Here is a 24,110-nt window from a genome sequence, read left to right as displayed (position 1 = left end):
GAAGACGCGGCTGTGTAATATCAGCCGGCCTGGTCTGAAATTCCGGCAGCGGCAAACGCGGTAATAGCCTTTTCCCACCCTGCTTCAATCAACAGCCGAAGCGCCTTTGTAATACCGAAAAAATCTTACTCTTAACAAACTACTTTAACTTTCGAGCGCAGCTTTCAGTGCTGCATCAAGTTATTGACCAAAACTTCACGTCAGATTCTCGTTAAGCCTCCTTTTACGTCGCTAAATCTCCGTTCTGTAAGGCTTTTCCTTTAATCCGCGCCTTGACGGTGTGGTGGGCGCATTCCTATAGTGTGCGCAAGTGGCGGAAAGTGGCATGAAGTGGGTTTTTTGAGCTCAAAACGATAAAAATTGGAGAAACGCTGACGTGTTTCGCGGAGCTAACGCTATCAGTCTCGATGCAAAGGGCCGTCTCGCCATGCCGAGCCGGTACCGTGACGAGCTCGATTCGCGCAGTTCCGGCCAATTGATCGTGACCATTGATGCCGTTGATCCGTGCCTGTGTGTCTATCCGCTCGATGAGTGGGAAATTATTGAAACCAAGTTGCGCGCACTCCCTTCGCTTCGCGAAGAGAACCGTCGCCTGCAACGTTTATTGATTGGTAATGCCGTCGACCTCGAACTCGATGGCAGTGGTCGTTTCCTGGTTCCGCCGCGTTTGCGCGAATACGCCAAGCTCGATAAGCGCGCGATGCTGGTCGGCCAACTGAACAAGTTCCAATTGTGGGACGAGGATGCATGGAATGCGGTATCTGCCGCTGACCTTGCTGCTATTCAACAACCGGGCGCGATGCCTGATGAACTGCGTGATTTGATCCTGTGACTATTGATAGCGGCTTTAACCACATCACCGTACTGCTTGACGAAGCCGTCGAGGCTCTCGCCGTACGTCCTGATGGCTGCTATCTGGACGGCACGTTCGGGCGCGGCGGGCACAGTCGGCTGATCCTCAGCCAGCTCGGGCCGGACGGTCGACTCATCGGATTCGACAAGGATCCTCAAGCGATTGCCACCGGGCAAACGCTAGCGGCCGAAGACGGCCGCTTTGTCGTTGTGCAGCGCAGCTTTGCCGAGCTCGGTTCGGTGGTTGCCGAGCAAGGCCTGACCGGCAAGGTCAGCGGCATTCTGCTCGACCTCGGCGTGTCGTCGCCGCAGCTCGATGATGCCGAGCGCGGCTTCAGTTTCCTCAATGACGGTCCACTTGACATGCGCATGGACCCGTCCCGTGGCATCAGCGCTGCCGAATTCGTCAACACCGCGCCGGTGGAAGAAATCGCCCGGGTGTTCAAGGAATACGGCGAAGAACGTTTCTCCGGGCGTATGGCCCGTGCCGTCGCCGAGCGCCGTGACATCAAGCCGTTCGAGCGCACCGCCGATCTGGCCGAAGTGCTGAAAGTCGCCAACCCGGCGTGGGAAAAGGGCAAGAACCCAGCTACCCGCGCGTTCCAGGGTTTGCGCATTCACGTCAATAACGAACTCGGCGATCTGGAAGCCGGCCTCGACGCCGCGCTGGAAGCGCTGGAAGTTGGCGGCCGTCTGGTGGTCATCAGCTTCCACTCGCTGGAAGACCGCATCGTCAAACTGTTCATGCGCAAGCTGGTGAAAGGCGAGGCCGACAACCTGCCGCGCAACCTGCCGGTTCGCCACGTCGCCTTCGAACCGAAAATCAAAATCCACGGCAAAGCGCAGACGGCCTCCGACGCCGAACTCAAAGCCAACCCACGTTCCCGTAGCGCCGTCATGCGTGTCGCGGAGAAGTTGCGGTGAGCAAGCTTTTCGCCAAACCACTGCCCGGCGGCAGCTTTCTGATGCTGCTGCTGTTTATCGGCGTGCTGTTTTCGGCCATTGCCGTGTCGTACAGCGCGCACTGGAACCGGCAGTTGCTCAACACCCTTTATAACGAACTGAGCGTGCGCGACAAGGCGCAGGCCGAGTGGGGCCGCTTGATTCTCGAGCAGAGCACCTGGACTGCGCACAGCCGCATCGAAGTGCTGGCCACCGAACAACTGAAGATGCACATACCTGGCGCGGCTGACGTGAAGATGGTGGCGCCATGATGAAACTCGAAGGCGCGCTGTTCCCATGGCGCTTCCGCCTGATGGTGGCGCTGCTCGGTCTGATGGTCGCAGCGATCTGCTGGCGCATCATCGACCTGCAAGTGGTCGACCGTGACTTCCTCAAAGGGCAGGGCGATGCGCGCAGCCTGCGGCATATTCCGATTCCGGCGCACCGTGGCCTGATCACCGACCGTAACGGCGAGCCTCTGGCTGTCAGTACCCCAGTGACCACGCTGTGGGCCAACGCCAAGGAAATGCAGTCGGCCAAAGAGAAGTGGCCGGCACTCGCCGCCGCGCTGGGCCAGAACCCGAAAGCGCTGAGCGAACGCCTCGAAGCCCAGGCCAACAAAGAATTCATTTATCTGGTGCGCGGGCTGACCCCCGAGCAGGGTCAGGCTGTGCTCGATCTGAAAGTGCCGGGCGTCTACGGCATCGAAGAATTCCGCCGCTTCTACCCGGCCGGTGAAGTCACCGCGCACATGGTCGGCTTTACCGACATCGACGATCACGGTCGCGAAGGCGTCGAGCTGGCCTATGACGAATGGCTGGCCGGGGTGCCGGGCAAACGACAAGTCATCAAGGATCGCCGTGGCCGGTTGATCAAGGATGTTCAAGTCACCAAGAACGCCAAGGCCGGCAAGCCCTTGGCGTTGTCGATTGACCTGCGTCTGCAATACCTGGCCAACCGCGAGCTGCGCAACGCGATCATCGAAAACGGCGCCAAGGCCGGCAGTCTGGTGATCATGGACGTAAAGACCGGCGAGATCCTGGCCATGGTCAACCAGCCGACCTACAACCCGAACAACCGTCGCAACCTGCAACCGGCGATGATGCGCAACCGCGCCATGATCGACGTGTTCGAGCCGGGTTCGACCATGAAAGCCATTTCCATGAGCGCGGCAATCGAAACCGGCCGCTGGAAACCGAGCGACACCGTCGAGGTGTATCCGGGCTCGTTGCAGATCGGCAAATACACCATTAAAGACGTGTCGAAGACCGAAGGGCCAGTGCTCGATCTGACCGGCATCCTGATCAATTCCAGTAACGTCGGCATGAGTAAAGTCGCCTTCGATATCGGCGGCGAAACCATTTTCCGTCTCGCGCAGAAAGTCGGCCTCGGTCAGGACACCGGCCTGGGCTTCCCCGGCGAACGCGTCGGCAATCTGCCCAACTACCGCGAATGGCGCAAGGCTGAAACTGCAACCTTGTCTTACGGCTATGGTATTTCCGTGACCGCGATCCAGTTGGTGCACGCGTTCTCGGCACTGGCCAACAACGGTCGTCTCGCGCCGCTGACGCTGATCAAAACCGACAAGATGCCGCAGACCACCCAAGTGCTGCCGGAAGCCGTGGCGAAAACCATGCAGGGCATGTTGCAGCAGGTAATCGAAGCGCCGCGCGGCGTGTTCCGTGCGCAGGTGCCGGCTTATCACGTCGGCGGCAAGTCGGGTACCGCGCGCAAGACTTCGGTCGGCACCAAGGGCTACGCAGAAAACTCCTACCGTTCGCTGTTCGCCGGCTTCGGCCCGATGAGCGATCCGCGTTACGCCATTGTTGTGGTGATTGATGAGCCAACCAAGGCCGGTTACTTCGGTGGTCTGGTGTCGGCGCCAGTGTTCAGCCGTGTGATGTCCGGCACCCTGCGCCTGATGAACGTGACCCCGGACAACCTGCCGACCACCCAACAGGCCAACGCCACCCCGGTCGTTCCGCTGAAAGCCAATGGAGGGCGCGGCTGATGTCATTAAGTCTGAACAAGATATTTCCCCACGCCGGCCACGATCTGTTGATCCGTGAACTGGCGCTGGACAGCCGCAACGTGCGCGCCGGCGACTTGTTTCTTGCCGTGCCCGGCGGCCGTTTCGATGGCCGTGCGCATATCGCCGATGCCTTGCAACGCGGCGCGGCTGCCGTGGCTTATGAAGTCGAAGGCGCCACCGTGCTGCCGATCACTGACGTGCCGCTGATTCCGGTCAAGGGTCTGGCGGCGCAACTTTCGGACATTGCCGGGCGTTTTTACGGTGAGCCGAGTCATCACCTGAACCTGATCGGTGTCACCGGCACCAATGGCAAGACCAGCGTGACCCAATTGGTCGCGCAGGCGCTGGATCTGCTCGGCCAGCATTGCGGCATCGTCGGTACGCTGGGTTCCGGTTTCTACGGCGCGCTGGAAAGCGGCCTGCACACCACGCCGAATCCGATTGCCGTGCAAGCGACCCTGGGCGACCTGAAAAAGGCCGGCGCGAAAGCCGTGGCCATGGAAGTGTCGTCCCACGGTCTGGATCAGGGCCGGGTCACCGCGCTGGCCTTCGACGTGGCGGTGATGACCAACCTGTCCCGCGATCACCTGGATTATCACGGCACCATGCAGGCGTACGCCGAGGCCAAGGCCCGGCTGTTCGCCTGGAATGACCTGAAGTGCCGCGTGGTCAACCTCGACGACGATTTCGGCCGGCAACTGGCGGCGGAAAAACGCGTGTCGCGTTTGATCACCTACAGCCTGCTGGATAGCAGCGCCTACCTGTTTTGCCGCGAAGCGCAGTTCGACGATCATGGCGTGCGCGCCACGCTGGTCACGCCGCAGGGCGAGCATCACCTGCGCAGTACGCTGCTTGGTCGTTTCAACCTGAGTAACGTACTGGCCGCAGTCGGCGCCTTGCTTGGCCTGGATTACGCCCTCGACGAAATTCTCAAAGTGCTGCCGAAGCTCGAAGGCCCGGCCGGGCGCATGCAGCGTCTGGGTGGCGGCACGCAGCCGCTGGTGGTGGTCGATTACGCCCACACGCCCGATGCGCTGGAAAAGGTTCTCACTGCGCTGCGCCCGCACGTCAAAGGCCAACTGCTGTGCCTGTTCGGCTGCGGCGGTGATCGCGATCGCGGCAAACGTCCGTTGATGGCCGAAGTGGTCGAGCGTCTGGCTGACCAGGTGTTGGTCACCGACGACAACCCGCGCACCGAAGATCCTGCGGTGATTTTCGACGACATCCGCGCCGGTTTCACCGCTGTGGATAAAGTCACTTTCGTCGCCGGTCGCGGCCAGGCCATCGCGCAACTTATCGCTGGCGCGACCGCTGACGACGTGATTGTTCTCGCCGGCAAAGGTCACGAGGACTATCAGGAAATCAACGGCGTGCGCCATGCCTTTTCCGATCTGGTCGAGGCCGATCATGCCCTGACCGCGTGGGAGGTGGCCCATGCTTAAGGCCCTGAGCCTCAGCGAACTGACCAATGTACTCGAGGCCCGCCTGATTGGCGCTGATGCCAGTTTCGACGGCGTCAGTATCGACAGTCGTGCAATCCAGCCCGGCCAGTTGTTCATCGCCCTGACCGGCCCGCGTTTCGACGGTCATGACTACCTGAACGACGTTGCCGGCAAAGGCGCCGTGGCGGCACTGGTCGAGCGCGAAGTCGCCGACAGCGCGTTGCCGCAATTGCTGGTCAAGGACACCCGTCAGGCGCTGGGCCAACTCGGCGCGTTGAACCGTGCTGCGTTCACCCAGCCAGTGGCGGCGGTGACCGGTTCCAGTGGCAAGACCACGGTCAAGGAAATGCTCGCGAGCATCCTGCGCACGCGCGGTCCGGTGCTGGCGACCCGTGGCAATCTGAACAACGACCTTGGCGTGCCGCTGACCCTGATCGAACTGGCGCCGGAACACACCTCGGCTGTCATCGAACTGGGAGCTTCACGTCTGGGCGAGATCGCTTACACCGTCGGCCTGACCAAGCCGCACGTAGCGATCCTGAACAACGCCGGCACCGCTCACGTCGGTGAGTTCGGCGGTCCGGAAAAAATCGTCGAAGCCAAAGGTGAAATCATCGAAGGCCTGGCCGCCGATGGCATCGCCGTGCTCAACCTCGATGACAAGGCTTTCGGTATCTGGAAGACCCGCGCGGCCGGCCGTCAGGTGCTGACCTTCGCCCTGAGCAACAGCGAGGCGAATTTCCACGCCAGCGATCTGGCCACTGATGCCCGCGGTTGCCCGGCGTTCAATCTGCACACGCCTGAAGGTAGCGAGCGCGTGCAACTGAACCTGCTCGGTACTCATAACGTCGCCAATGCCCTGGCTGCCGCCGCTGCTGCTCACGCCTTGGGCGTGTCGCTGTTCGGCATCGCCACCGGCCTCGGTGCGGTGCAACCGGTCAAGGGGCGCACCGTCGCGCAACTGGCAAAAAACGGCATGCGCGTGATCGATGACACCTACAACGCAAACCCCACCTCGATGTGCGCGGCCGTTGATATACTCGCCGGCTTTTCCGGCCGCACCGTCCTGGTGCTCGGCGATATCGGCGAGTTGGGCGACTGGGCGGAGCAGGGGCACCGCGACGTGGGCGAGTACGCCCGAGGCAAGGTTTCTGCGCTTTACGCGGTCGGGCCGAACATGGTCCACGCGGTAAACGCTTTCGGTGAGCAGGCGCAGCACTTCGGCACCCAGGCCGAGCTGATCCAGGCCCTCGCCGCCGAGCAGGACACAAACACCACCATTTTGATCAAGGGTTCGCGCAGCGCAGCGATGGAAAACATCGTTGCGGCTCTGTGCGGGTCCAGTCTGGAGAAACATTAATGCTGCTGCTGCTAGCGGAGTATCTGCAACAGTTCTACAAAGGCTTCGCGGTCTTCCAGTACCTGACCCTGCGCGGGATTCTCGGTGTGCTGACCGCGCTGGTCTTGTCGCTGTGCTATGGCCCGTGGATGATCCGTACTCTGCAGAACCGTCAGATCGGCCAATCGGTGCGTAACGACGGTCCGCAATCGCACCTGTCCAAATCCGGTACGCCGACCATGGGTGGCGCGCTGATTCTGTCTTCGATCGGCGTCAGCACCTTGCTCTGGGCTGACCTGAGCAACCGCTACGTCTGGGTGGTGCTGCTGGTGACCCTGCTGTTCGGCGCCATCGGCTGGGTCGACGATTACCGCAAAGTCATCGAGAAGAACTCCCGTGGCCTGCCGAGCCGCTGGAAGTATTTCTGGCAGTCGGTGTTCGGCCTCGGCGCTGCGATCTTCCTTTATATGACTGCCGCGACGCCGGTGGAAACCACGCTGATTCTGCCGATGCTCAAGGACTACAGCATCCCGCTGGGCGCCGGTTTCATCGTGCTGACCTACTTCGTCATTGTCGGTTCGAGCAACGCGGTCAACCTGACTGACGGCCTCGACGGCCTGGCGATCATGCCGACGGTGATGGTCGGCGGCGGCCTGGGGATTTTCTGCTACCTGTCGGGCAACGTGAAGTTCGCCGAATACCTGCTGATTCCTTACGTGCCGGGCGCAGGCGAATTGATCGTGTTCTGCGGTGCACTGATCGGTGCCGGCCTCGGTTTCCTCTGGTTCAACACCTATCCAGCGCAGGTGTTCATGGGCGACGTCGGTGCCCTGGCACTCGGCGCGGCACTGGGCACCATCGCGGTGATCGTCCGTCAGGAAATCGTCCTGTTCATCATGGGCGGCGTGTTCGTGATGGAAACCCTGTCAGTGGTCATTCAGGTTGCCTCCTTTAAGCTGACCGGTCGCCGCGTGTTCCGCATGGCGCCGATTCACCACCACTTTGAACTCAAGGGCTGGCCCGAGCCGCGCGTGATCGTCCGTTTCTGGATCATCACCGTGATTCTCGTCCTGGTCGGCCTTGCCACCCTGAAGCTGAGGTAGAACGAGTGTCTCTGATCGCTTCTGACCACTTCCGCATCGTTGTCGGCCTCGGCAAGAGCGGCATGTCCCTGGTTCGCTTCCTGGCGAACCGGGGCACGTCGTTTGCTGTGGCCGACACGCGGGAAAATCCACCGGAACTGGCCACGCTCAAGCGTGACTATCCGCACGTGGAAGTGCGTTGTGGCGAGCTGGACGTCGAATTCCTCTGCCGTGCCGACGAGCTCTACGTAAGCCCCGGCTTGGCGCTGGCGACTCCGGCCCTGCAAGCCGCCGCTGCCCGTGGCGTGAAAATGTCTGGCGACATCGAGTTGTTCGCGCGTTACGCGCGGGCGCCGATCGTCGCGATCACCGGCTCCAACGCGAAAAGCACCGTGACCACGCTGGTCGGTGAGATGGCGGCTGCGGCCGGCAAGCGCGTCGCCGTTGGCGGCAACCTCGGCACGCCAGCGCTGGACCTGCTCAGCGATGACGTCGAGCTGTACGTCATGGAGTTGTCGAGTTTCCAGCTGGAAACCACCGACCAGCTCAACGCCGAAGTCGCCACCGTACTGAACATCAGCGAAGACCACATGGATCGCTACAGCGGTCTGCCGGCCTATCACCTGGCCAAGCACCGGATCTTCCGGGGCGCGAAGCAGTTTGTGGTCAACCGTCAGGATGCCCTGAGCCGTCCATTGATCGGTGAAGGTCAGCCATGCTGGACCTTTGGCCTGAGCAAACCGGATTTCAAAGCGTTCGGCATTCGCGAAGAAGACGGCGAGAAGTACCTCTCCTTCGAATTCCAGAACCTGATGCCCGTGCGTGAACTGAAGATTCGCGGTGCGCATAACCAGTCCAACGCGCTCGCCGCATTGGCACTGGGTCACGCTGTGGGTCTGCCGTTCGACGCCATGCTCGCGGCGCTGCGCACGTTTGCCGGGCTCGAACACCGCTGCCAGTGGGTGCGCGATCTCGATGGCGTGGCCTATTACAACGATTCCAAAGCCACCAACGTTGGCGCCGCTCTGGCGGCCATCGAAGGCCTCGGTGCGGACATCGACGGCAAGGTCATTCTGATCGCCGGCGGTGACGGCAAAGGCGCCGAATTCAACGATCTGCGCGATCCGGTGGCGGCCAACTGCCGCGCCGTGGTGCTGATGGGGCGTGACTCCGACAAGATCGGCGAGGCCATTGGCGATGCCGTGCCGCTGATCCGCGCGACCTCGCTGGTCGACGCCGTCGCGCAATGCCGCGCAGCTGCCCAGCCGGGTGACGTGGTGCTGCTGTCTCCGGCCTGCGCCAGTTTCGACATGTTCAAGAATTACGAAGACCGTGGTCACCAGTTCGTCCGCGCTGTGGAGGAACTGGCATGAACTTGAGAAACATCATCAAGCCGTACCCGTCGCCGCTGATCACCGGGCGTGGCATCGACCTCGACTTCCCGATGCTCGCCGGTTGCCTGGCGCTGCTCGGCCTGGGCCTGATCATGATCGCTTCGGCGTCCACCGAAGTGGCGGCGGCGCAGTCGGGCAGTCCGCTGTATTACATGATTCGCCACCTTATCTATGTGGTGCTGGGTCTGGGCGCGTGCATTGTCACCATGATGATCCCGATCGCCACTTGGCAGCGCCTCGGCTGGATGATGCTGATCGGTGCGTTCGGCCTGTTGGTGATGGTGATCATCCCCGGCATCGGCCGCGAAGTGAACGGTTCGATGCGCTGGATCGGTTTCAGCTTCTTCAACGTGCAGCCGTCGGAAATCGCCAAGGTGTTCGTGGTGATCTACCTCGCCGGTTATCTGGTGCGCCGGCAGAAAGAAGTGCGCGAGAGCTGGATGGGCTTCTTCAAGCCGTTCATCGTCCTGCTGCCGATGGCGGGTCTGTTGCTGATGGAACCGGACTTCGGTGCCACCGTAGTCATGATGGGCGCGGCGGCGGCGATGCTGTTCCTTGGCGGGGTCGGGCTGTTCCGCTTCTCGCTGATGGTGGTGCTGGCGGTTGGCGCGGTGGTTCTGCTGATTCAGATGCAGCCGTATCGAATGGCGCGTCTGACCAACTTCGCCGACCCGTGGGCCGACCAGTTCGGTGCCGGCTATCAGTTGTCGCAGGCCTTGATCGCTTTCGGTCGCGGCGAGTGGCTGGGCGTCGGCCTGGGCAACAGCGTGCAGAAACAGTTTTATCTGCCGGAAGCGCACACCGACTTCGTGTTCTCGGTACTTGCCGAAGAACTGGGCGCCGTGGGTTCGTTGTGCACCGTCGCGCTGTTCGTGTTCGTGTGTATTCGCGGCATGTACATCGGCCTGTGGGCGGAGAAGGCCAAGCAGTTCTTTGCCGCTTACGTGGCTTACGGCTTGTCGTTCCTGTGGATTGGTCAGTTCCTGATCAACATCGGTGTGAACGTCGGCCTGCTGCCAACCAAGGGTCTGACCTTGCCGTTCCTCAGTTACGGCGGCAGCTCGCTGGTGATCTGCTGCGCCTGTCTGGGCCTGTTGCTGCGCATCGAGTGGGAGAGTCGAACCCACCTGGGCAGCGAAGAGATGGAATTCCAGGAGAGCGACTTCGCCGAGGAGCCGACTCATGGGCGCTAACGTATTGATCATGGCCGGCGGTACCGGCGGCCACGTGTTCCCGGCGCTGGCCTGTGCCCGCGAGTTTCAGGCGCGCGGCTACACCGTGCACTGGCTCGGCACGCCACGGGGGATCGAAAACGAACTGGTCCCGGCGGCAGGGCTTGAACTGCACCGGATCAACGCCAGCGGTCTGCGTGGCAAGGGCAAGCTGTCGCTGCTCAAGGCGCCGCTGATGCTGCTGAAATCGGTGTGGCAGGCGCGGGCGATCATGCGCCGTCTGAAGCCGGTGTGCGTGGTTGGCTTCGGCGGTTATGTGACCGGCCCTGGTGGTCTTGCCGCGAAACTGGCTGGCGTGCCGGTGATCGTTCACGAGCAGAACGCTGTCGCCGGCACCGCCAATCGGTTGCTGGTGCCGTTCGCCGCCCGAGTGTGTGAAGCGTTCCCCGACACCTTTACTCTGTCGGACAGCCGCCGTACCACCGGTAATCCGGTGCGCAGCGAGCTGTTCCTCGACACATCGCGACCGGCGCTGGCCGGGCGCAAAGCGCGTTTGCTGATCCTTGGCGGCAGCCTGGGCGCAGAACCGTTGAACAAATTGCTGCCTGAAGCCCTGGCCCAAGTCGCTGCCGACCTGCGCCCGGAAGTGTTTCATCAGGCCGGCAAAAACCACGATGAAGTGACTGCCGAGCGTTACCGCGCCGTGGGTGTGGAAGCGCAGGTGCAGCCGTTCATCAAAGACATGGCCCAGGCCTATGGCTGGGCTGACCTGGTGGTGTGCCGCGCTGGCGCGTTGACCATCAGTGAGCTGGCGGCCGCCGGTCTGCCCTCGATGCTGGTGCCTTTGCCCCACGCGATCGACGATCACCAGACCCGCAACGCCGATTATTTGGCCCGCGAAGGCGCTGCCTTCCTGATGCCGCAAAGAACGACTGGTGCCGCGGATCTTGCCGCGCGCCTGACAGAGGTCTTGATGCAACCGCAACGACTCGAAGCAATGGCCCAAGCGGCCCGCCGACTGGCCAAACCCGATGCCACCCGTAGCGTGGTCGATACCTGTCTGGAGGTGGCCCATGGTTGAGAATCAGAAAGCCATGCCACAACCGGAAATGCGCCGCATCCGTCGCATCCACTTCGTCGGCATCGGCGGCGTGGGCATGTGCGGCATCGCTGAAGTGTTGTTGAACCTGGGCTATCAAGTCTCCGGTTCCGACCTGAAAGCCTCGCCGGTCACCGAGCGCCTGGAAACCTTCGGCGCGCAGATCTTCATCGGTCACCGTGCCGAGAACGCCGCTACCGCCGACGTGCTGGTGGTGTCGAGCGCAGTGAACACGTCCAACCCGGAAGTGGCGACTGCCCTTGAGCGCCGCATTCCAGTGGTGCCGCGTGCAGAAATGCTCGCCGAGCTGATGCGCTATCGCCACGGCATCGCCGTCGCCGGTACCCATGGCAAAACCACCACCACCAGCCTGATCGCTTCGGTGTTCGCGGCCGGTGGTCTGGACCCGACATTCGTGATCGGTGGTCGTCTGAACGCGGCGGGCACCAACGCCCAGCTCGGCACCAGCCGTTACCTGATCGCCGAAGCGGACGAAAGCGATGCGAGCTTCCTGCATCTGCAGCCGCTGGTGGCCGTGGTCACCAACATAGACGCCGACCACATGGCGACCTACGACGGTGACTTCAACAAACTGAAGAAAACCTTCGTCGAATTCCTGCACAACCTGCCGTTCTACGGTTTGGCGGTGATGTGCCTGGACGATCCGGTGGTGCGCGAAATCCTGCCGCTGGTCAAGCGTCCGACCGTTACCTACGGCTTCAGCGAAGACGCCGATGTGCGCGCGATCAATGTCCGTCAGCAGGGCATGCAGACCTTCTTCACCGTCCTGCGCCCGGATCGCGAGCCGCTGGACGTGTCGGTGAACATGCCCGGCAACCATAACGTGCTCAACTCGCTGGCGACCATCTGCATCGCCACCGACGAAGGCGTCAGCGATGAAGCCATCGTTCAGGGCCTGTCAGGCTTCCAGGGCGTCGGTCGACGCTTTCAGGTCTACGGCGAGCTGCCGGTGGACGGCGGCAACGTGATGCTGGTCGACGACTACGGTCACCACCCGACCGAAGTTGCTGCCGTGATCAAAGCCGTGCGCGGTGGCTGGCCGGAGCGTCGTCTGGTGATGGTCTACCAGCCGCACCGCTACAGCCGCACCCGTGATCTGTACGACGACTTCGTCAATGTACTGGCCGACGCCAACGTGCTGCTGCTGATGGAAGTCTATCCGGCCGGCGAAGAGCCGATCCCTGGCGCCGACAGCCGCAAGCTGTGCAACAGCATCCGTCAGCGCGGTCAGCTCGACCCGATCTACATCGAGCGTGGCGTTGACTTGGCGCCGTTGGTCAAGCCGCTGCTGCGCGCCGGCGACATTCTGTTGTGCCAGGGCGCTGGTGACATCGGCGGTCTCGCGCCGAAGCTGTTGAAAAGTGAATTGTTCGCCGGCGCCGTGGCGGCGCCGGTCGAGGGGAAGTTGAAATGACTGCTGCCTACGCCAAGCTGTTCTCCACCATCGCGCCGAAAGACTTCGGCCGCGTCGCCGTGCTCTTCGGCGGCCTGAGTGCCGAGCGTGAGGTTTCGCTGAAATCCGGCAACGCCGTGCTCGAGGCGCTGCAAAGCGCTGGCGTCGATGCGTTCGGCATCGATGTCGGTGAAGACTTCCTGCAGCGTCTGCTCAGCGAAAAGATCGACCGCGCGTTCATCATTCTCCACGGTCGCGGCGGTGAAGACGGCAGCATGCAGGGCCTGCTCGAGTGCGCGGGCATCCCGTACACCGGCAGCGGCATCCTCGCCTCGGCACTGGCGATGGACAAGCTGCGTACCAAGCAGGTCTGGCACAGCCTCGGGATTCCGACGCCGCGTCACGCCGTGCTGTGCAGCGAAGCCGATTGTATTTCCGCAGCGACGGAACTGGGCCTGCCTTTGATCGTCAAACCGGCGCATGAAGGTTCAAGTATCGGGATGGCCAAAGTGAATTCTGCGTCCGAGTTGATCGACGCATGGAAAGCGGCCAGTACCTACGATTCGCAAGTGTTGGTCGAGCAATGGATTCAAGGTCCGGAGTTCACCATCGCCACCCTGCGTGACCAGGTGTTGCCTCCAATCGCCCTGGGTACACCGCACACATTTTACGACTACGACGCCAAGTACATCGCCAACGATACCCAGTACCGCATTCCGTGCGGGCTGGACGCGGCCAAGGAACAGGAACTCATGGAACTCACGGCCAAGGCCTGTGAGGCGCTGGGTATCGCCGGTTGGGGTCGGGCGGACGTGATGCAGGACGCCGACGGGCAGTTCTGGTTCCTCGAAGTCAATACCGCACCGGGCATGACCGATCACAGCCTGGTGCCGATGGCGGCGCGGGCTGCCGGTCTGGATTTCCAGCAACTGGTTCTGGCCATTCTGGCCGCCAGCGTTGAAGACGCAGGCGCAACAGAGGCGCGAGGTTAAGACCATGCAAGGCGCTCATCTCAGACATCAGCCACCCGCACCCGGCCGCAAGCCGGTGCCGCGGGGTGCCAGCCGAATGGTGGCGAAAGAGCCGATGTCCGCGCGCCTGCCGAAAGCCAATTTCAGCTTTCTGAAAAGTCTGTTCTGGCCGGTGCTGCTGGTGGCGCTGGGCTTTGGTACGTACGAAGGCGCGCAGCGTTTGCTGCCGTACGCCGACCGGCCGATCAGCAAGATCGCGGTGCAGGGCGACCTCAGCTACATCAGCCAGCAGGCGGTGCAGCAGCGGATCGCGCCGTTCGTGGCGTCGAGCTTCTTCACCATCGACCTCGCCGGTATGCGTACCGAGCTTGAGCAGATGCCCTGGATCGCCCACGCCGAAGTGCGTCGGGTGTGGCCGGATCAGGTGGTGATCCGCCTCGAAGAGCAATTGCCGGTGGCGCGTTGGGGCGACGAGTCGTTGCTCAACAACCAGGGCCAGGCGTTCACGCCCAAGGAACTGGCGAACTACGAACACCTGCCGCAGCTGTTCGGCCCACAACGGGCTCAGCAGCAGGTGATGCAGCAGTATCAGGTGCTGAGCCAGATGTTGCGCCCGCTGGGTTTTTCGATTGCACGCCTGGAATTGCGTGAACGCGGCAGCTGGTTCCTGACCACCGGTGCCGGCAGTTCCGGCCCCGGCATAGAGTTGCTGCTGGGACGCGGCAACCTGGTGGAAAAGATGCGCCGCTTTATCGCCATCTATGACAAGACGCTGAAAGAGCAGATTACGAACATTGCGCGCATCGATCTGCGCTACGCCAACGGCCTCGCTGTTGGCTGGCGGGAACCCGTAGCGCCGACGACAGCCCAACCCGCTGTCGCAAAGAATTAAGAAGAGGCAGGACCCATGGCAAACGTGCAAAGCGGCAAAATGATCGTCGGTCTGGATATCGGCACCTCCAAAGTGGTGGCGCTGGTAGGCGAGGTCGCGGACGACGGCCAGCTGGAAATCGTCGGGATCGGTACGCATCCGTCCCGCGGCCTGAAGAAGGGCGTGGTGGTCAACATCGAATCCACCGTGCAGTCGATCCAGCGCGCGATCGAAGAAGCCCAACTGATGGCCGGCTGCCGCATTCACTCGGCGTTCGTCGGCGTTGCGGGCAATCACATCCGCAGCCTGAACTCCCACGGCATCGTCGCGATCCGTGATCGCGAAGTCAGCTCGGCTGACCTTGAGCGTGTGCTCGACGCCGCCCAGGCCGTGGCGATCCCGGCTGACCAGCGCGTGCTGCACACCCTGCCGCAGGATTACGTGATCGATAACCAGGAAGGCGTGCGCGAGCCACTGGGCATGTCCGGCGTGCGTCTGGAAGCCAAGGTTCACGTGGTCACCTGCGCCGTCAACGCTGCACAGAACATTGAAAAATGCGTACGCCGCTGCGGTCTGGAAATCGACGACATCATTCTCGAGCAACTGGCCTCGGCCTACTCGGTGCTGACCGACGACGAGAAAGAACTGGGCGTGTGCCTGGTCGACATCGGCGGCGGCACCACCGACATCGCGATCTTCACCGAAGGCGCGATCCGTCACACCGCCGTGATCCCGATTGCCGGTGATCAAGTGACCAACGACATCGCCATGGCGTTGCGCACCCCGACCCAGTACGCCGAAGAGATCAAGATCCGTTACGCCTGCGCCCTGGCCAAACTGGCCGGTGCCGGTGAAACCATCAAGGTGCCGAGCGTTGGCGACCGTCCACCGCGTGAGCTGTCGCGTCAGGCCTTGGCCGAAGTGGTCGAGCCGCGTTACGACGAACTGTTCACCTTGATCCAGGCCGAGCTGCGTCGCAGCGGCTACGAAGACCTGATCCCGGCGGGCATCGTGCTCACCGGCGGTACTTCGAAAATGGAAGGCGCCACCGAACTGGCCGAAGAAATCTTCCACATGCCGGTGCGCCTCGGGGTACCGCATGGCGTGAAAGGTCTGGATGACGTAGTGCGCAACCCGATTTATTCCACTGGCGTCGGTTTGTTGATGTACGGCCTGCAAAAGCAGTCCGACGGAGTTTCGTTCTCCGGCATCGGCAGCCGCGACAGCTACAGCAGCGAAGAGCCTCAGGCGCCGCTGCTGGACCGACTGAAAAAGTGGGTTCAGGGCAATTTTTAAAAGCTTTACCGCAACACCGCTACAAACAGCAGTAGGCGAAAAAACTAGAGAATGTAAGGAGAGGGAAAATGTTCGAACTCGTAGACAACATCCCCGCAAGCCCGGTAATCAAAGTTATCGGTGTCGGCGGTGGCGGCGGCAACGCTGTCAATCACATGGTCAAGAGCAACATCGAAGGCGTTGAGTTCATCTGCGCCAACACCGATGCTCAAGCGCTGAAAAACATCGGCGCGCGGACCATCCTGCAACTGGGCACCGGCGTGACCAAGGGCCTGGGTGCCGGCGCCAATCCTGAAGTCGGCCGTCAAGCCGCTCTGGAAGACCGTGAGCGCATCGCTGAAGTGCTAGCCGGCACCAACATGGTGTTCATCACCACCGGCATGGGCGGCGGTACCGGTACCGGTGCAGCGCCGATCATCGCCGAAGTGGCCAAGGAAATGGGCATCCTGACCGTTGCGGTCGTGACCCGTCCGTTCCCGTTCGAAGGCCGCAAGCGTATGCAGATCGCCGACGAAGGCATCCGCATGCTTTCGGAAAGCGTCGACTCGCTGATCACCATTCCGAACGAAAAACTGCTGACCATCCTCGGCAAAGACGCAAGCCTCTTGTCGGCTTTCGCCAAGGCTGACGATGTACTGGCCGGTGCCGTTCGCGGTATCTCCGACATCATCAAGCGTCCGGGCATGATCAACGTCGACTTCGCCGACGTGCGCACCGTGATGAGCGAAATGGGCATGGCGATGATGGGCACTGGCTGCGCCAGCGGTCCGAACCGTGCACGTGAAGCTACCGAAGCGGCAATCCGCAACCCGTTGCTGGAAGACGTCAACCTGCAAGGCGCGCGCGGCATTCTGGTTAACATCACCGCCGGTCCTGACCTGTCCCTGGGTGAGTACTCCGACGTGGGTTCGATCATCGAAGCCTTTGCTTCCGAGCACGCGATGGTCAAAGTCGGTACCGTTATCGATCCGGACATGCGCGACGAGCTGCACGTGACTGTGGTTGCCACCGGTCTGGGCGCGAAAATCGAGAAGCCTGTGAAGGTCATCGACAACACCGTTCACACCTCCATGGCCTCGGCGCAGGTGCAACAACCGGCTCCGGCCCGTCAGGAGCAGCCAGCGGTTAACTACCGTGATCTGGACCGTCCGACCGTCATGCGCAACCAGGCTCAGGCCGGTGCTGCGGCTGCCGCGAAGATGAATCCGCAGGATGACCTGGACTATCTGGACATTCCGGCATTCCTGCGTCGTCAGGCCGATTGATGGAATGTATCAGGGCTATGAAGGTGATTGGTGTTCAGCAAAGGCATGGTCTGCTATCATCGCCAGCCTTTGTTGATACCAGTTCGCAATTTGCGCTGAAGCGGCCCAAGCCATGATTAAACAACGCACACTGAAAAATATTATCCGTGCCACAGGTGTAGGCCTGCATTCCGGCGAGAAGGTCTATCTGACCCTCAAGCCTGCGCCTGTCGACACTGGCATTGTGTTTTGTCGCGCTGACCTCGACCCTGTGGTGCAGATTCCTGCCCGCGCGGAAAACGTCGGTGAAACCACTATGTCGACGACGCTGATCAATGGCGACGTCAAAGTGGACACGGTAGAGCACTTGCTCTCGGCCATGGCTGGCCTGGGCATCGATAACGCCTACGTCGAGCTCTCCGCGTCCGAAGTCCCGATCATGGATGGCAGCGCTGGACCCTTCGTATTCCTGATTCAATCGGCAGGCCTGGAAGAACAGGACGCCGCCAAGAAATTCATCCGCATCCTGCGTGAAGTGACAGTGGAAGACGGCGACAAGCGCGCCACTTTCGTCCCTTTCGAAGGCTTCAAGGTGAGCTTCGAGATCGATTTCGATCACCCGGTATTCCGGGACCGCACCCAGAGTGCAAGCGTGGATTTTTCCAGCACTTCGTTCGTAAAAGAAGTCAGCCGCGCCCGTACCTTTGGTTTCATGAGTGACATCGAGTACCTGCGCAAGCACAACCTCGCACTCGGCGGCAGCGTGGAAAACGCGATCGTGGTCGACGCTGATGGCGTGTTGAACGAAGACGGCCTTCGCTATGAAGACGAATTCGTCAAACACAAGATCCTCGACGCGATTGGCGACCTGTACCTGCTGGGCAACAGCCTGATTGGTGAGTTCAAAGGCTTCAAGTCCGGTCATGCACTGAACAACCAGCTGCTGCGCAAATTGATTGAGCAGACAGACGCTTGGGAAGTGGTGACGTTCGAAGACGCCAGCACCGCACCGATCTCTTACATGCGCCCGGTTGCTGCGGTGTAAGTAAAAAACCTCTCTAGTTTTTTGAAGGCCATCCTCGGATGGCCTTTTTTTATGCCCTTTAAAAGATCAAAAGATCGCAGCCTTCGGCAGCTCCTACAGGGATACCGCATTGCAGATGTAGGAGCTGCCGAAGGCTGCGATCTTTTGACTTTAAATTGACACTACAACGCGATTGCGCCCGCCTTCCTTGGCCTGATACAGCGCCTTGTCCGCTGCAAACAGCAGCTGCTCAAGTGTCATCTCGCTCGCCGATGTCCAGGTGGCGATGCCGATACTCACCGTCATCGCCCGCTCAGCGCCTTCAACCCATGGCAAGTTTTCCACAGCCCGGCGAATCTGCTCGGCGATCTGCTGCGCCCCGGCGCTGTCGGTCTCGGCGAGAATCACCGAAAACTCTTCACCGCCATACCTCGCGACCAGATCCGCCGGGCGCCGCACGTTCGCGGTGATTACCTTGGCCAGTTCGCGCAACACCTGATCCCCGGCCTGATGGCCATGGCGATCATTGAAGGCCTTGAAGTGGTCAGCATCGATCATCATCACCGACAGCGGCTGGCCGGAGCGCTGGGCGCGGAACCATTCGTGGCGCAGGGTCTGGTCGAGCAGGCGTCGGTTGGCAACGCCGGTCAGATCATCGGTGGCAGCCAGTTGCGCCAGTTCGCGTTCGGCGCGATGGCGCAAACGCAGTTCCCGGGCGAGCAGCCAGGTCAGCCACAACAGCCCCAGGCACAACACGCCGGTGGCGCCGCTGATCAGAATCGCTGTGCGGCGCCAGGTGCCGAACACCTCCTCGCTGGACAGCGCGACCATCACCGTCAACGGCAGATTGCCCACCCGCGAGTAGGTATAGAGCCGGCGTTGTTTATCCATGCTCGAGGTACTGGTGAAACTGCCGCTGCCATCGCGATCGTTGAGAATCCGCACGACGTTGGGGCGGTTGCCGAAACTCTTGCCGACCGAATCGCTTTGCAAATAGGGCTTCTGCGCGAGCAGCACGCCATCGCTGTTGATGATGTTCAGTGTGCTGTCGGTGCCGATGTCGAGGCTTTTGAACAGGTCGTCGAAGTAGTCGAGTTTCAGCGACGCCACTGCTACGCCGAGGAATTCGCCGGTCTGCGAGGAGATGCGCCGGCTGAAGCTGATGCGCCACTGATCGGCTTCTTCACAATCGCAACGGGTCTTGAACGGGCGGCTGATGAACATGCCCATGTCACGGTTGAACGCATGGGCGAGGAAATAATCGCGGTCGGCGAAATTGCCCGGTTTCGGTTCGATGCGCGAGGAGTCGGCGATCACCTCGCCATGCTTGTCGAGCAGGAGGATGTCGCCCTTGAAACGCGCGGTGGCAGAGCGATCGAACAGTGCCAGATGACGGATCTGCGGCGAGACGTTCTGCAGGTCGTCACGCTGAGCGGCGGCGATCAGGCCTTGCAGCGTCAGGTCGTACAGCTCGACGGTGCGCAGCACATCGGCGTCGATCAATTGCGCGATGGTCGTGGCGCGGCGCGTGGCGACTTCCTGCGCACTGGCGTACTCGCGGATCAGCAGGAAGGTGACGATGCACACCATCGCAATCACGGTCAACAGGCTGCCAAGGATCAGCAGGCGCTCGGGGCGACCGGTAAGGCCTGTGACGGAAGGCGTGCGGCTGGTGATCATGATGGGCTGTCGGTAGGAGTGGTTTCGTAAGCTTAGTAGGGCTGACGCCGGACAAACTTGTGGGAGCGAGCCTGCTCGCGAAAGCGGTGTGCCATTCAACATCAATGTTGATGGATCAACCGCGTTCGCGAGCAGGCTCGCTCCCACAGGGTAGATCACAGGATCTGAAAAACGCAGCGCCGATCTTAGAAGACGTTGACCGGGTAGTCGATGATCACGCGGTATTCATCTGTATCCGAATCAATCGCGCCGTAGCCGTTGCCGCCACGGTTGGTCGCCCATTGCAGGCGTACCGCGAGATCCTTGGCCTGGCCGCTTTGCACGACGTACTGCAAATCGATGTCGCGTTCCCAATGCTTGGCGTTATGGCCGTCGGCGCTGTACCAGCTGGAATAGCCTGCGCTGTTCGGGTCGGCTTTGGTCAGGTCCACCGTGCCGCGTGAATAGGACAGCGCCGAGGTCAATCCGGGCATGCCGAGGCCAGTGAAGTCGTAAGCGTACTTGAGCTTCCAGGAGCGTTCGTTCGGACCGTTGAAGTCCGAATACTGCTGCGAGTTGTCGAGGTAAACGCTGTCGCCCTGGCTGATGTAGTCGAACGGCGTGTTGCCGTTGACCCGCTGATAGGCGGCAGTGACGCTGTGGCTGCCGATGCCGACGGTGAGATGCGCGCTCCAGGTGTTGTTGTCGATATCGCCGAGCAGCGCATCACCGGTGTCTTGCGTGTGATAGAAGTGCACGCCCGGGTTGAGGCTTATCACATCGTTCAAGTGCCAGGTGTAGTCGAGGTCGTAGTAGTACTGGTTCCAGATGTCCTTGAGCTCGGACGCGTAAAGGCTGCTCGTCAGGCCTTCAACGCCGCTCCAGGCCACTCCGGCCCAGTTCAAGTGTTGGCTGTCATCGCCATCGGCGAGCGTGCCGTAGGACGTGCCGATTCGGGTATGACCGCTCTGGTTATACGGCTTGGTGAAACTGGCCTGGCCACCTTCGATCAGCCAGCCGTCGAAGCTGCGGTTACTCAGGCTGATGCCACGAAAGGTCTGCGGCAGCATCCGCGTGTCGCCGCCGGCAATCACCGGGTTGGTGAGGAACAGGTCACCGGCCTTCAGTTCGGTATCGAATGCTCGCAGCTTCAGGGTCCCGCCGGCGGTTGAAAACGAGCCCGGCGCTTTGCCGTTGCCGTCGCTGATCGGCAGGATGCTCGAACCGTCGGTACCGCCTCCGCCATCGAGTTTCAAGCCGAGCATGGCATGAGCATCGACGCCGAAGCCGACCGTGCCTTCGGTATAACCCGATTCGAAAACCCCGAGAAAACCTTGCCCCCATTCAATGTTGTCGTCCGCTTTCTGCAAGCGGTTGCGATTCATGTAGTAGTTGCGGGCATTGAGGCTGAGGCTTGAGCCTTCGACGAAACCTTGTTCAGCGAGCTCGTCGGCGTGGACAGCGGGGGCAATCGTTGCGGCAATTGCAATGAACAGCGGGGTGAGGCAGGCAGGGTAAAACACGTGCGGTGGGGCTCCTTGGGTCAGCGGGCGGCTCTGTTTCTTGAGCGGCTTGATGTTTCTTGTTGTTACAGACGCAGCAGACGGCTTTCAGACCACAACGAAAAAAGGCCGCTGAATGGCAGCGGCCTGGAGTGACGACGGTTGAACGGGAAGAGCCAAACAACCGCGTCGAGGGAAACCTTTCGCGGTGCGACTCAGCTGTCTTTCTCGAGCGCTTGAGCCTGGGAAGTGGCGGCCTGCGGGGATTGCGTCGCGTCTTGAGCCTTGGCCATCACTTCGGCCTGATGCTGATCGAATGCCTGTGCGCGCGCGACGTTGTGCGCCACGAACGCTTGCGATTCTTCAGCCATCGCCATCGGCGACAGGATCAATGAGGACAAAACGAATGCGCTGGCAATACCCATACTGTTGGACATCTTGAAAACCTTCTCGCTTGGCGAGTGCTGTTTGGTGCGGGCAAAGATAAGGTTGCCGAGGGTTGGGAAACAGCGCGATTTTCATAAATGACTGTTACAGCAAAAGCAAAGATCGGCACGGGTAACAACCCGGTCTGTGCGTGATGGTGGCCTGTGGCGAGGGGATTTATCCCCGTTGGGCTGCGAAGCGGCCCCAAGAATTCCAGCCTCAAAGATTCTTAGAGCTTGTGCACAGGATTTGCGACTGCTGCGCAGCCGAGCGGGGATAAATCCCCTCGCCACAGGGCTTGGCTGAGCATTCAGACCGGGAGATGGATGCCAAAGGTGTTCATGCCCCGATCACTGCGCACAAACACATCCCCGCCATGCATCAGCGCAATCGCCTTGACGATGGCCAGCCCCAGCCCGTGGTTATTGCCGCTGTTGCTGCGCGAAGCATCGACCCGATAAAACCGTTCGAACAACCTCGGCAGATGCTCGCTGGCAATCGGAGTCCCGGGATTGGCCACGCCAATGCTCACCTGGTGTTCTTCAACCTCGATGCGCACCTCGATCACCTGGCCCGGTTCGGTATGCTGCACAGCGTTGCTCAGCAAATTGATCAGCGCCCGGCGCAGATGCGCGACCTCGATTTGCACTTGCGCATCGCCGCTGACCTGCACTTCAACCTGCGCGTCCTCAAGAATGAAATCCAGATAGTCCAGTGTCGTCGCCACCTCATCAGCCAGTGACGTCGAGGTCAGTTTGGTCGCCTTGTTGCCCTGATCGGCGCTGGCCAGAAACAGCATGTCGTTGATGATCGAGCGCAGTCGCTCAAGCTCTTCGAGATTGGATTGCAGCACTTCGAAATAGTGTTCGGCGGAGCGCCCGCGAGTCAGTGCGACCTGGGTCTGGCCGATCAGGTTGGTCAGCGGCGAACGCAGTTCATGGGCGACGTCGGCGTTGAACGATTCCAGCCGCGAATAGGCCAGTTCAACCCGTTCCAGAGTTGAGTTGAACGATTCGACAAACTGCTCCAGTTCCGGCGGCAGCGGCGACAGACGCAAGCGCCCGGCGCGCAGTGGTGGTGCCAGACGCTGGGCTTCCTGCGACAGTTTGATCAACGGCTTCAGACCGATTCTTGCGACCCAATAGCCCAATGCCGAGGCCAGCAGCACCCCGACAATCGCCAGACTGATCAGGGCGATGAGCAAGTGATGCTGGGTCTGATGCAGCGTCTCGGTGTCGATGCCGATCATGAAACGCAACGGCGGGCGCTGATCCTTGGCGGGGAACTGACTGACCAGCACTTTCAGTGGGTAGGGTTGATCGGGCAGTTGCAGATCGTGCATGCCCAACGGGCCATTGATGGCGGCACGAATCTGCGGGGTGAGATTGCCGTATTCGTAGCGCGGATCACCGCTGCTGATCCAGAAACTGATGCGCTTGTCTTCCTCACCGAGCAGTTTGAGCTTGTTGTTGATCTTCACCCAATGCTCCGGCGTGCCGTAACGGCCAACGGTGGATTCGAGCACGCTGTACCGCGCATCCAGCTCGGCTTCGGGCAACAATCCCAAGCCCTTGTCGACCTGTTGATACAGCGCGCCGCCAATCAACAGAAACACCACCAGCGCCACCAGCGTGAACATGCCGCTGAGGCGCAAGGCAATCGAGTTACTGGACACCACGGCTCTCCAGCACATAACCCATGCCGCGAATGGTGTGCAGCAGTTTTTCGTTGAACGGCCCGTCAAGCTTGGCCCGCAGGCGTTTGATCGCGACTTCGACGACGTTGGCGTCACTGTCGAAATTGATGTCCCAGACCATTTCCGCGATGGCGGTTTTCGAGAGAATTTCGCCCTGGCGCCGGGCGAGCACGCTGAGCAGGGAGAACTCTTTCGCCGTCAGGTCCAGGCGCGTGCCGGCGCGGGTGGCCTTGCGGCTGATCAGGTCGATCCACAGGTCGGCGATGGTCACTTGTACCGGTTCGTGGCCGCCACTACGGCGAGTCAGCGCTTGCAGGCGGGCGACCAATTCGAGAAAGGAAAACGGTTTGCCGAGGTAATCGTCGGCGCCGTCGCGCAGGCCCTTGATGCGATCTTCGACGCGCTCGCGGGCGGTGAGCATGATCACCGGGGTTTGCTTGCGCGCACGTAATGCGCGCAGTACGCCGAAGCCATCGAGCCCCGGCAGCATGACGTCGAGCACGATCACGGCGTAGTCGCATTCCAGTGCCAGATGCAGGCCTTCGACGCCGTCGCGGGCAAGGTCCACGGTGTAGCCCTGTTCGGTCAGGCCACGGTGCAGATAGTCCGCGGTTTTTTCTTCGTCTTCGATAATCAGAACGCGCATGACCGCC

General features: G+C 61.2%; 21 protein-coding genes. 16 read left to right on the top strand and 5 right to left on the bottom strand.

The genetic code is table 11. The features are described from left to right. Window positions 1-376 precede the first annotated feature (376 nt). The 16 genes from mraZ to lpxC all read left to right on the top strand — a co-directional run bounded on the left by mraZ (window position 377) and on the right by lpxC (window position 18,195). On the top strand, window positions 377-832 hold the full coding sequence (gene mraZ, locus J2Y39_RS14150; RefSeq protein WP_007917012.1) for a division/cell wall cluster transcriptional repressor MraZ: 456 nt from the start codon (window positions 377-379) through the stop codon (window positions 830-832). After that, window positions 829-1,776 (top strand): 16S rRNA (cytosine(1402)-N(4))-methyltransferase RsmH, encoded by a 948-nt coding sequence (gene rsmH / locus J2Y39_RS14145; RefSeq protein WP_024014247.1) that lies wholly within the window; start codon window positions 829-831, stop codon window positions 1,774-1,776. Before mraZ ends, rsmH begins: the two co-directional genes overlap by 4 nt. Then, entirely contained in the window at window positions 1,773-2,066 is a 294-nt protein-coding gene (ftsL, locus tag J2Y39_RS14140; RefSeq protein ID WP_016773269.1) for a cell division protein FtsL, read from the top strand. Before rsmH ends, ftsL begins: the two co-directional genes overlap by 4 nt. Then, on the top strand, window positions 2,066-3,805 hold the full coding sequence (locus tag J2Y39_RS14135) for a penicillin-binding protein 2 (protein WP_174823877.1): 1,740 nt from the start codon (window positions 2,066-2,068) through the stop codon (window positions 3,803-3,805). The genes ftsL and J2Y39_RS14135 overlap by 1 nt, the downstream gene beginning before the upstream one ends. Continuing rightward, the gene (locus tag J2Y39_RS14130) at window positions 3,805-5,268 is read left to right on the top strand and encodes a UDP-N-acetylmuramoyl-L-alanyl-D-glutamate--2,6-diaminopimelate ligase (protein ID WP_236168911.1); all 1,464 of its coding nucleotides are present in this window, start codon (window positions 3,805-3,807) and stop codon (window positions 5,266-5,268) included. Before J2Y39_RS14135 ends, J2Y39_RS14130 begins: the two co-directional genes overlap by 1 nt. Continuing rightward, entirely contained in the window at window positions 5,261-6,628 is a 1,368-nt protein-coding gene (murF, locus tag J2Y39_RS14125; protein WP_217851473.1) for a UDP-N-acetylmuramoyl-tripeptide--D-alanyl-D-alanine ligase, read from the top strand. The genes J2Y39_RS14130 and murF overlap by 8 nt, the downstream gene beginning before the upstream one ends. Next, the gene (mraY, locus tag J2Y39_RS14120; protein ID WP_016773275.1) at window positions 6,628-7,710 is read left to right on the top strand and encodes a phospho-N-acetylmuramoyl-pentapeptide-transferase; all 1,083 of its coding nucleotides are present in this window, start codon (window positions 6,628-6,630) and stop codon (window positions 7,708-7,710) included. Before murF ends, mraY begins: the two co-directional genes overlap by 1 nt. Before the next feature lie 5 nt (window positions 7,711-7,715). Further along, window positions 7,716-9,062 (top strand): UDP-N-acetylmuramoyl-L-alanine--D-glutamate ligase, encoded by a 1,347-nt coding sequence (gene murD / locus J2Y39_RS14115; RefSeq protein ID WP_236168913.1) that lies wholly within the window; start codon window positions 7,716-7,718, stop codon window positions 9,060-9,062. Then, entirely contained in the window at window positions 9,059-10,276 is a 1,218-nt protein-coding gene (gene ftsW / locus J2Y39_RS14110) for a putative lipid II flippase FtsW (RefSeq protein ID WP_016773276.1), read from the top strand. Before murD ends, ftsW begins: the two co-directional genes overlap by 4 nt. Further along, the gene (gene murG / locus J2Y39_RS14105; RefSeq protein WP_016773277.1) at window positions 10,266-11,336 is read left to right on the top strand and encodes an undecaprenyldiphospho-muramoylpentapeptide beta-N-acetylglucosaminyltransferase; all 1,071 of its coding nucleotides are present in this window, start codon (window positions 10,266-10,268) and stop codon (window positions 11,334-11,336) included. Before ftsW ends, murG begins: the two co-directional genes overlap by 11 nt. Continuing rightward, window positions 11,329-12,789 carry a UDP-N-acetylmuramate--L-alanine ligase gene (gene murC, locus J2Y39_RS14100; RefSeq protein ID WP_024014243.1) on the top strand — a complete coding sequence of 487 codons (1,461 nt, stop codon included), beginning with the start codon at window positions 11,329-11,331 and terminating at the stop codon, window positions 12,787-12,789. Before murG ends, murC begins: the two co-directional genes overlap by 8 nt. Beyond that, window positions 12,786-13,760 (top strand): D-alanine--D-alanine ligase, encoded by a 975-nt coding sequence (locus J2Y39_RS14095; RefSeq protein WP_016773280.1) that lies wholly within the window; start codon window positions 12,786-12,788, stop codon window positions 13,758-13,760. Before murC ends, J2Y39_RS14095 begins: the two co-directional genes overlap by 4 nt. 4 nt (window positions 13,761-13,764) lie before the next feature. Continuing rightward, window positions 13,765-14,631 (top strand): cell division protein FtsQ/DivIB, encoded by an 867-nt coding sequence (locus J2Y39_RS14090; RefSeq protein WP_039761388.1) that lies wholly within the window; start codon window positions 13,765-13,767, stop codon window positions 14,629-14,631. Window positions 14,632-14,646: 15 nt separating this feature from the next. Further along, window positions 14,647-15,906: a cell division protein FtsA gene (ftsA, locus tag J2Y39_RS14085; RefSeq protein WP_016773282.1), complete on the top strand. Its 1,260-nt coding sequence runs from the start codon at window positions 14,647-14,649 to the stop codon at window positions 15,904-15,906. A 68-nt stretch (window positions 15,907-15,974) separates the two neighbouring features. Then, on the top strand, window positions 15,975-17,171 hold the full coding sequence (ftsZ, locus tag J2Y39_RS14080; protein ID WP_016773283.1) for a cell division protein FtsZ: 1,197 nt from the start codon (window positions 15,975-15,977) through the stop codon (window positions 17,169-17,171). 112 nt (window positions 17,172-17,283) lie between these two features. Then, complete coding sequence (gene lpxC / locus J2Y39_RS14075; RefSeq protein ID WP_007916984.1) at window positions 17,284-18,195, top strand: UDP-3-O-acyl-N-acetylglucosamine deacetylase; 912 nt, start codon at window positions 17,284-17,286, stop codon at window positions 18,193-18,195. A gap of 150 nt (window positions 18,196-18,345) precedes the next feature. Here the strand turns inward: lpxC and J2Y39_RS14070 are convergent, their stop codons facing one another. The 5 genes from J2Y39_RS14070 to J2Y39_RS14050 all read right to left on the bottom strand — a co-directional run bounded on the left by J2Y39_RS14070 (window position 18,346) and on the right by J2Y39_RS14050 (window position 24,103). Continuing rightward, window positions 18,346-19,854, bottom strand: a complete 1,509-nt coding sequence (locus tag J2Y39_RS14070) for a sensor domain-containing diguanylate cyclase (protein ID WP_310218283.1) — start codon at window positions 19,852-19,854, stop codon at window positions 18,346-18,348. Between the two features lie 185 nt (window positions 19,855-20,039). Beyond that, entirely contained in the window at window positions 20,040-21,356 is a 1,317-nt protein-coding gene (locus tag J2Y39_RS14065; RefSeq protein WP_310218280.1) for an OprD family porin, read from the bottom strand. Between the two features lie 194 nt (window positions 21,357-21,550). Next, a complete protein-coding gene (locus J2Y39_RS14060; protein WP_016773285.1) occupies window positions 21,551-21,772 on the bottom strand; it encodes a hypothetical protein in 222 nt (73 codons plus the stop codon). Between the two features lie 299 nt (window positions 21,773-22,071). After that, window positions 22,072-23,436, bottom strand: a complete 1,365-nt coding sequence (locus tag J2Y39_RS14055; RefSeq protein ID WP_110603077.1) for a heavy metal sensor histidine kinase — start codon at window positions 23,434-23,436, stop codon at window positions 22,072-22,074. Then, window positions 23,426-24,103 carry a heavy metal response regulator transcription factor gene (locus J2Y39_RS14050; protein ID WP_016773287.1) on the bottom strand — a complete coding sequence of 226 codons (678 nt, stop codon included), beginning with the start codon at window positions 24,101-24,103 and terminating at the stop codon, window positions 23,426-23,428. Before J2Y39_RS14050 ends, J2Y39_RS14055 begins: the two co-directional genes overlap by 11 nt. Between the last annotated feature and the right edge of the window lie 7 nt (window positions 24,104-24,110).

It is taken from the genome of Pseudomonas sp. 2957, from assembly GCF_031456345.1.
GTDB lineage: Bacteria > Pseudomonadota > Gammaproteobacteria > Pseudomonadales > Pseudomonadaceae > Aquipseudomonas > Aquipseudomonas siliginis.
This window is presented reverse-complemented; position numbering and strand designations above follow the sequence as displayed.

Coding starts and splice junctions, on each gene's coding strand:
- murG (WP_016773277.1), top strand. CDS start 10,266: ATGGGCGCTAACGTATTGATCATGGCCGGCGGTACCGGCGGCCACGTG.
- ftsZ (WP_016773283.1), top strand. CDS start 15,975: ATGTTCGAACTCGTAGACAACATCCCCGCAAGCCCGGTAATCAAAGTT.
- J2Y39_RS14050 (WP_016773287.1), bottom strand. CDS start 24,103: ATGCGCGTTCTGATTATCGAAGACGAAGAAAAAACCGCGGACTATCTG.
- J2Y39_RS14095 (WP_016773280.1), top strand. CDS start 12,786: ATGACTGCTGCCTACGCCAAGCTGTTCTCCACCATCGCGCCGAAAGAC.
- J2Y39_RS14060 (WP_016773285.1), bottom strand. CDS start 21,772: ATGTCCAACAGTATGGGTATTGCCAGCGCATTCGTTTTGTCCTCATTG.
- murF (WP_217851473.1), top strand. CDS start 5,261: ATGCTTAAGGCCCTGAGCCTCAGCGAACTGACCAATGTACTCGAGGCC.
- J2Y39_RS14090 (WP_039761388.1), top strand. CDS start 13,765: ATGCAAGGCGCTCATCTCAGACATCAGCCACCCGCACCCGGCCGCAAG.
- ftsW (WP_016773276.1), top strand. CDS start 9,059: ATGAACTTGAGAAACATCATCAAGCCGTACCCGTCGCCGCTGATCACC.
- murC (WP_024014243.1), top strand. CDS start 11,329: ATGGTTGAGAATCAGAAAGCCATGCCACAACCGGAAATGCGCCGCATC.
- J2Y39_RS14135 (WP_174823877.1), top strand. CDS start 2,066: ATGAAACTCGAAGGCGCGCTGTTCCCATGGCGCTTCCGCCTGATGGTG.
- J2Y39_RS14070 (WP_310218283.1), bottom strand. CDS start 19,854: ATGATCACCAGCCGCACGCCTTCCGTCACAGGCCTTACCGGTCGCCCC.
- J2Y39_RS14130 (WP_236168911.1), top strand. CDS start 3,805: ATGTCATTAAGTCTGAACAAGATATTTCCCCACGCCGGCCACGATCTG.
- mraY (WP_016773275.1), top strand. CDS start 6,628: ATGCTGCTGCTGCTAGCGGAGTATCTGCAACAGTTCTACAAAGGCTTC.
- ftsA (WP_016773282.1), top strand. CDS start 14,647: ATGGCAAACGTGCAAAGCGGCAAAATGATCGTCGGTCTGGATATCGGC.
- lpxC (WP_007916984.1), top strand. CDS start 17,284: ATGATTAAACAACGCACACTGAAAAATATTATCCGTGCCACAGGTGTA.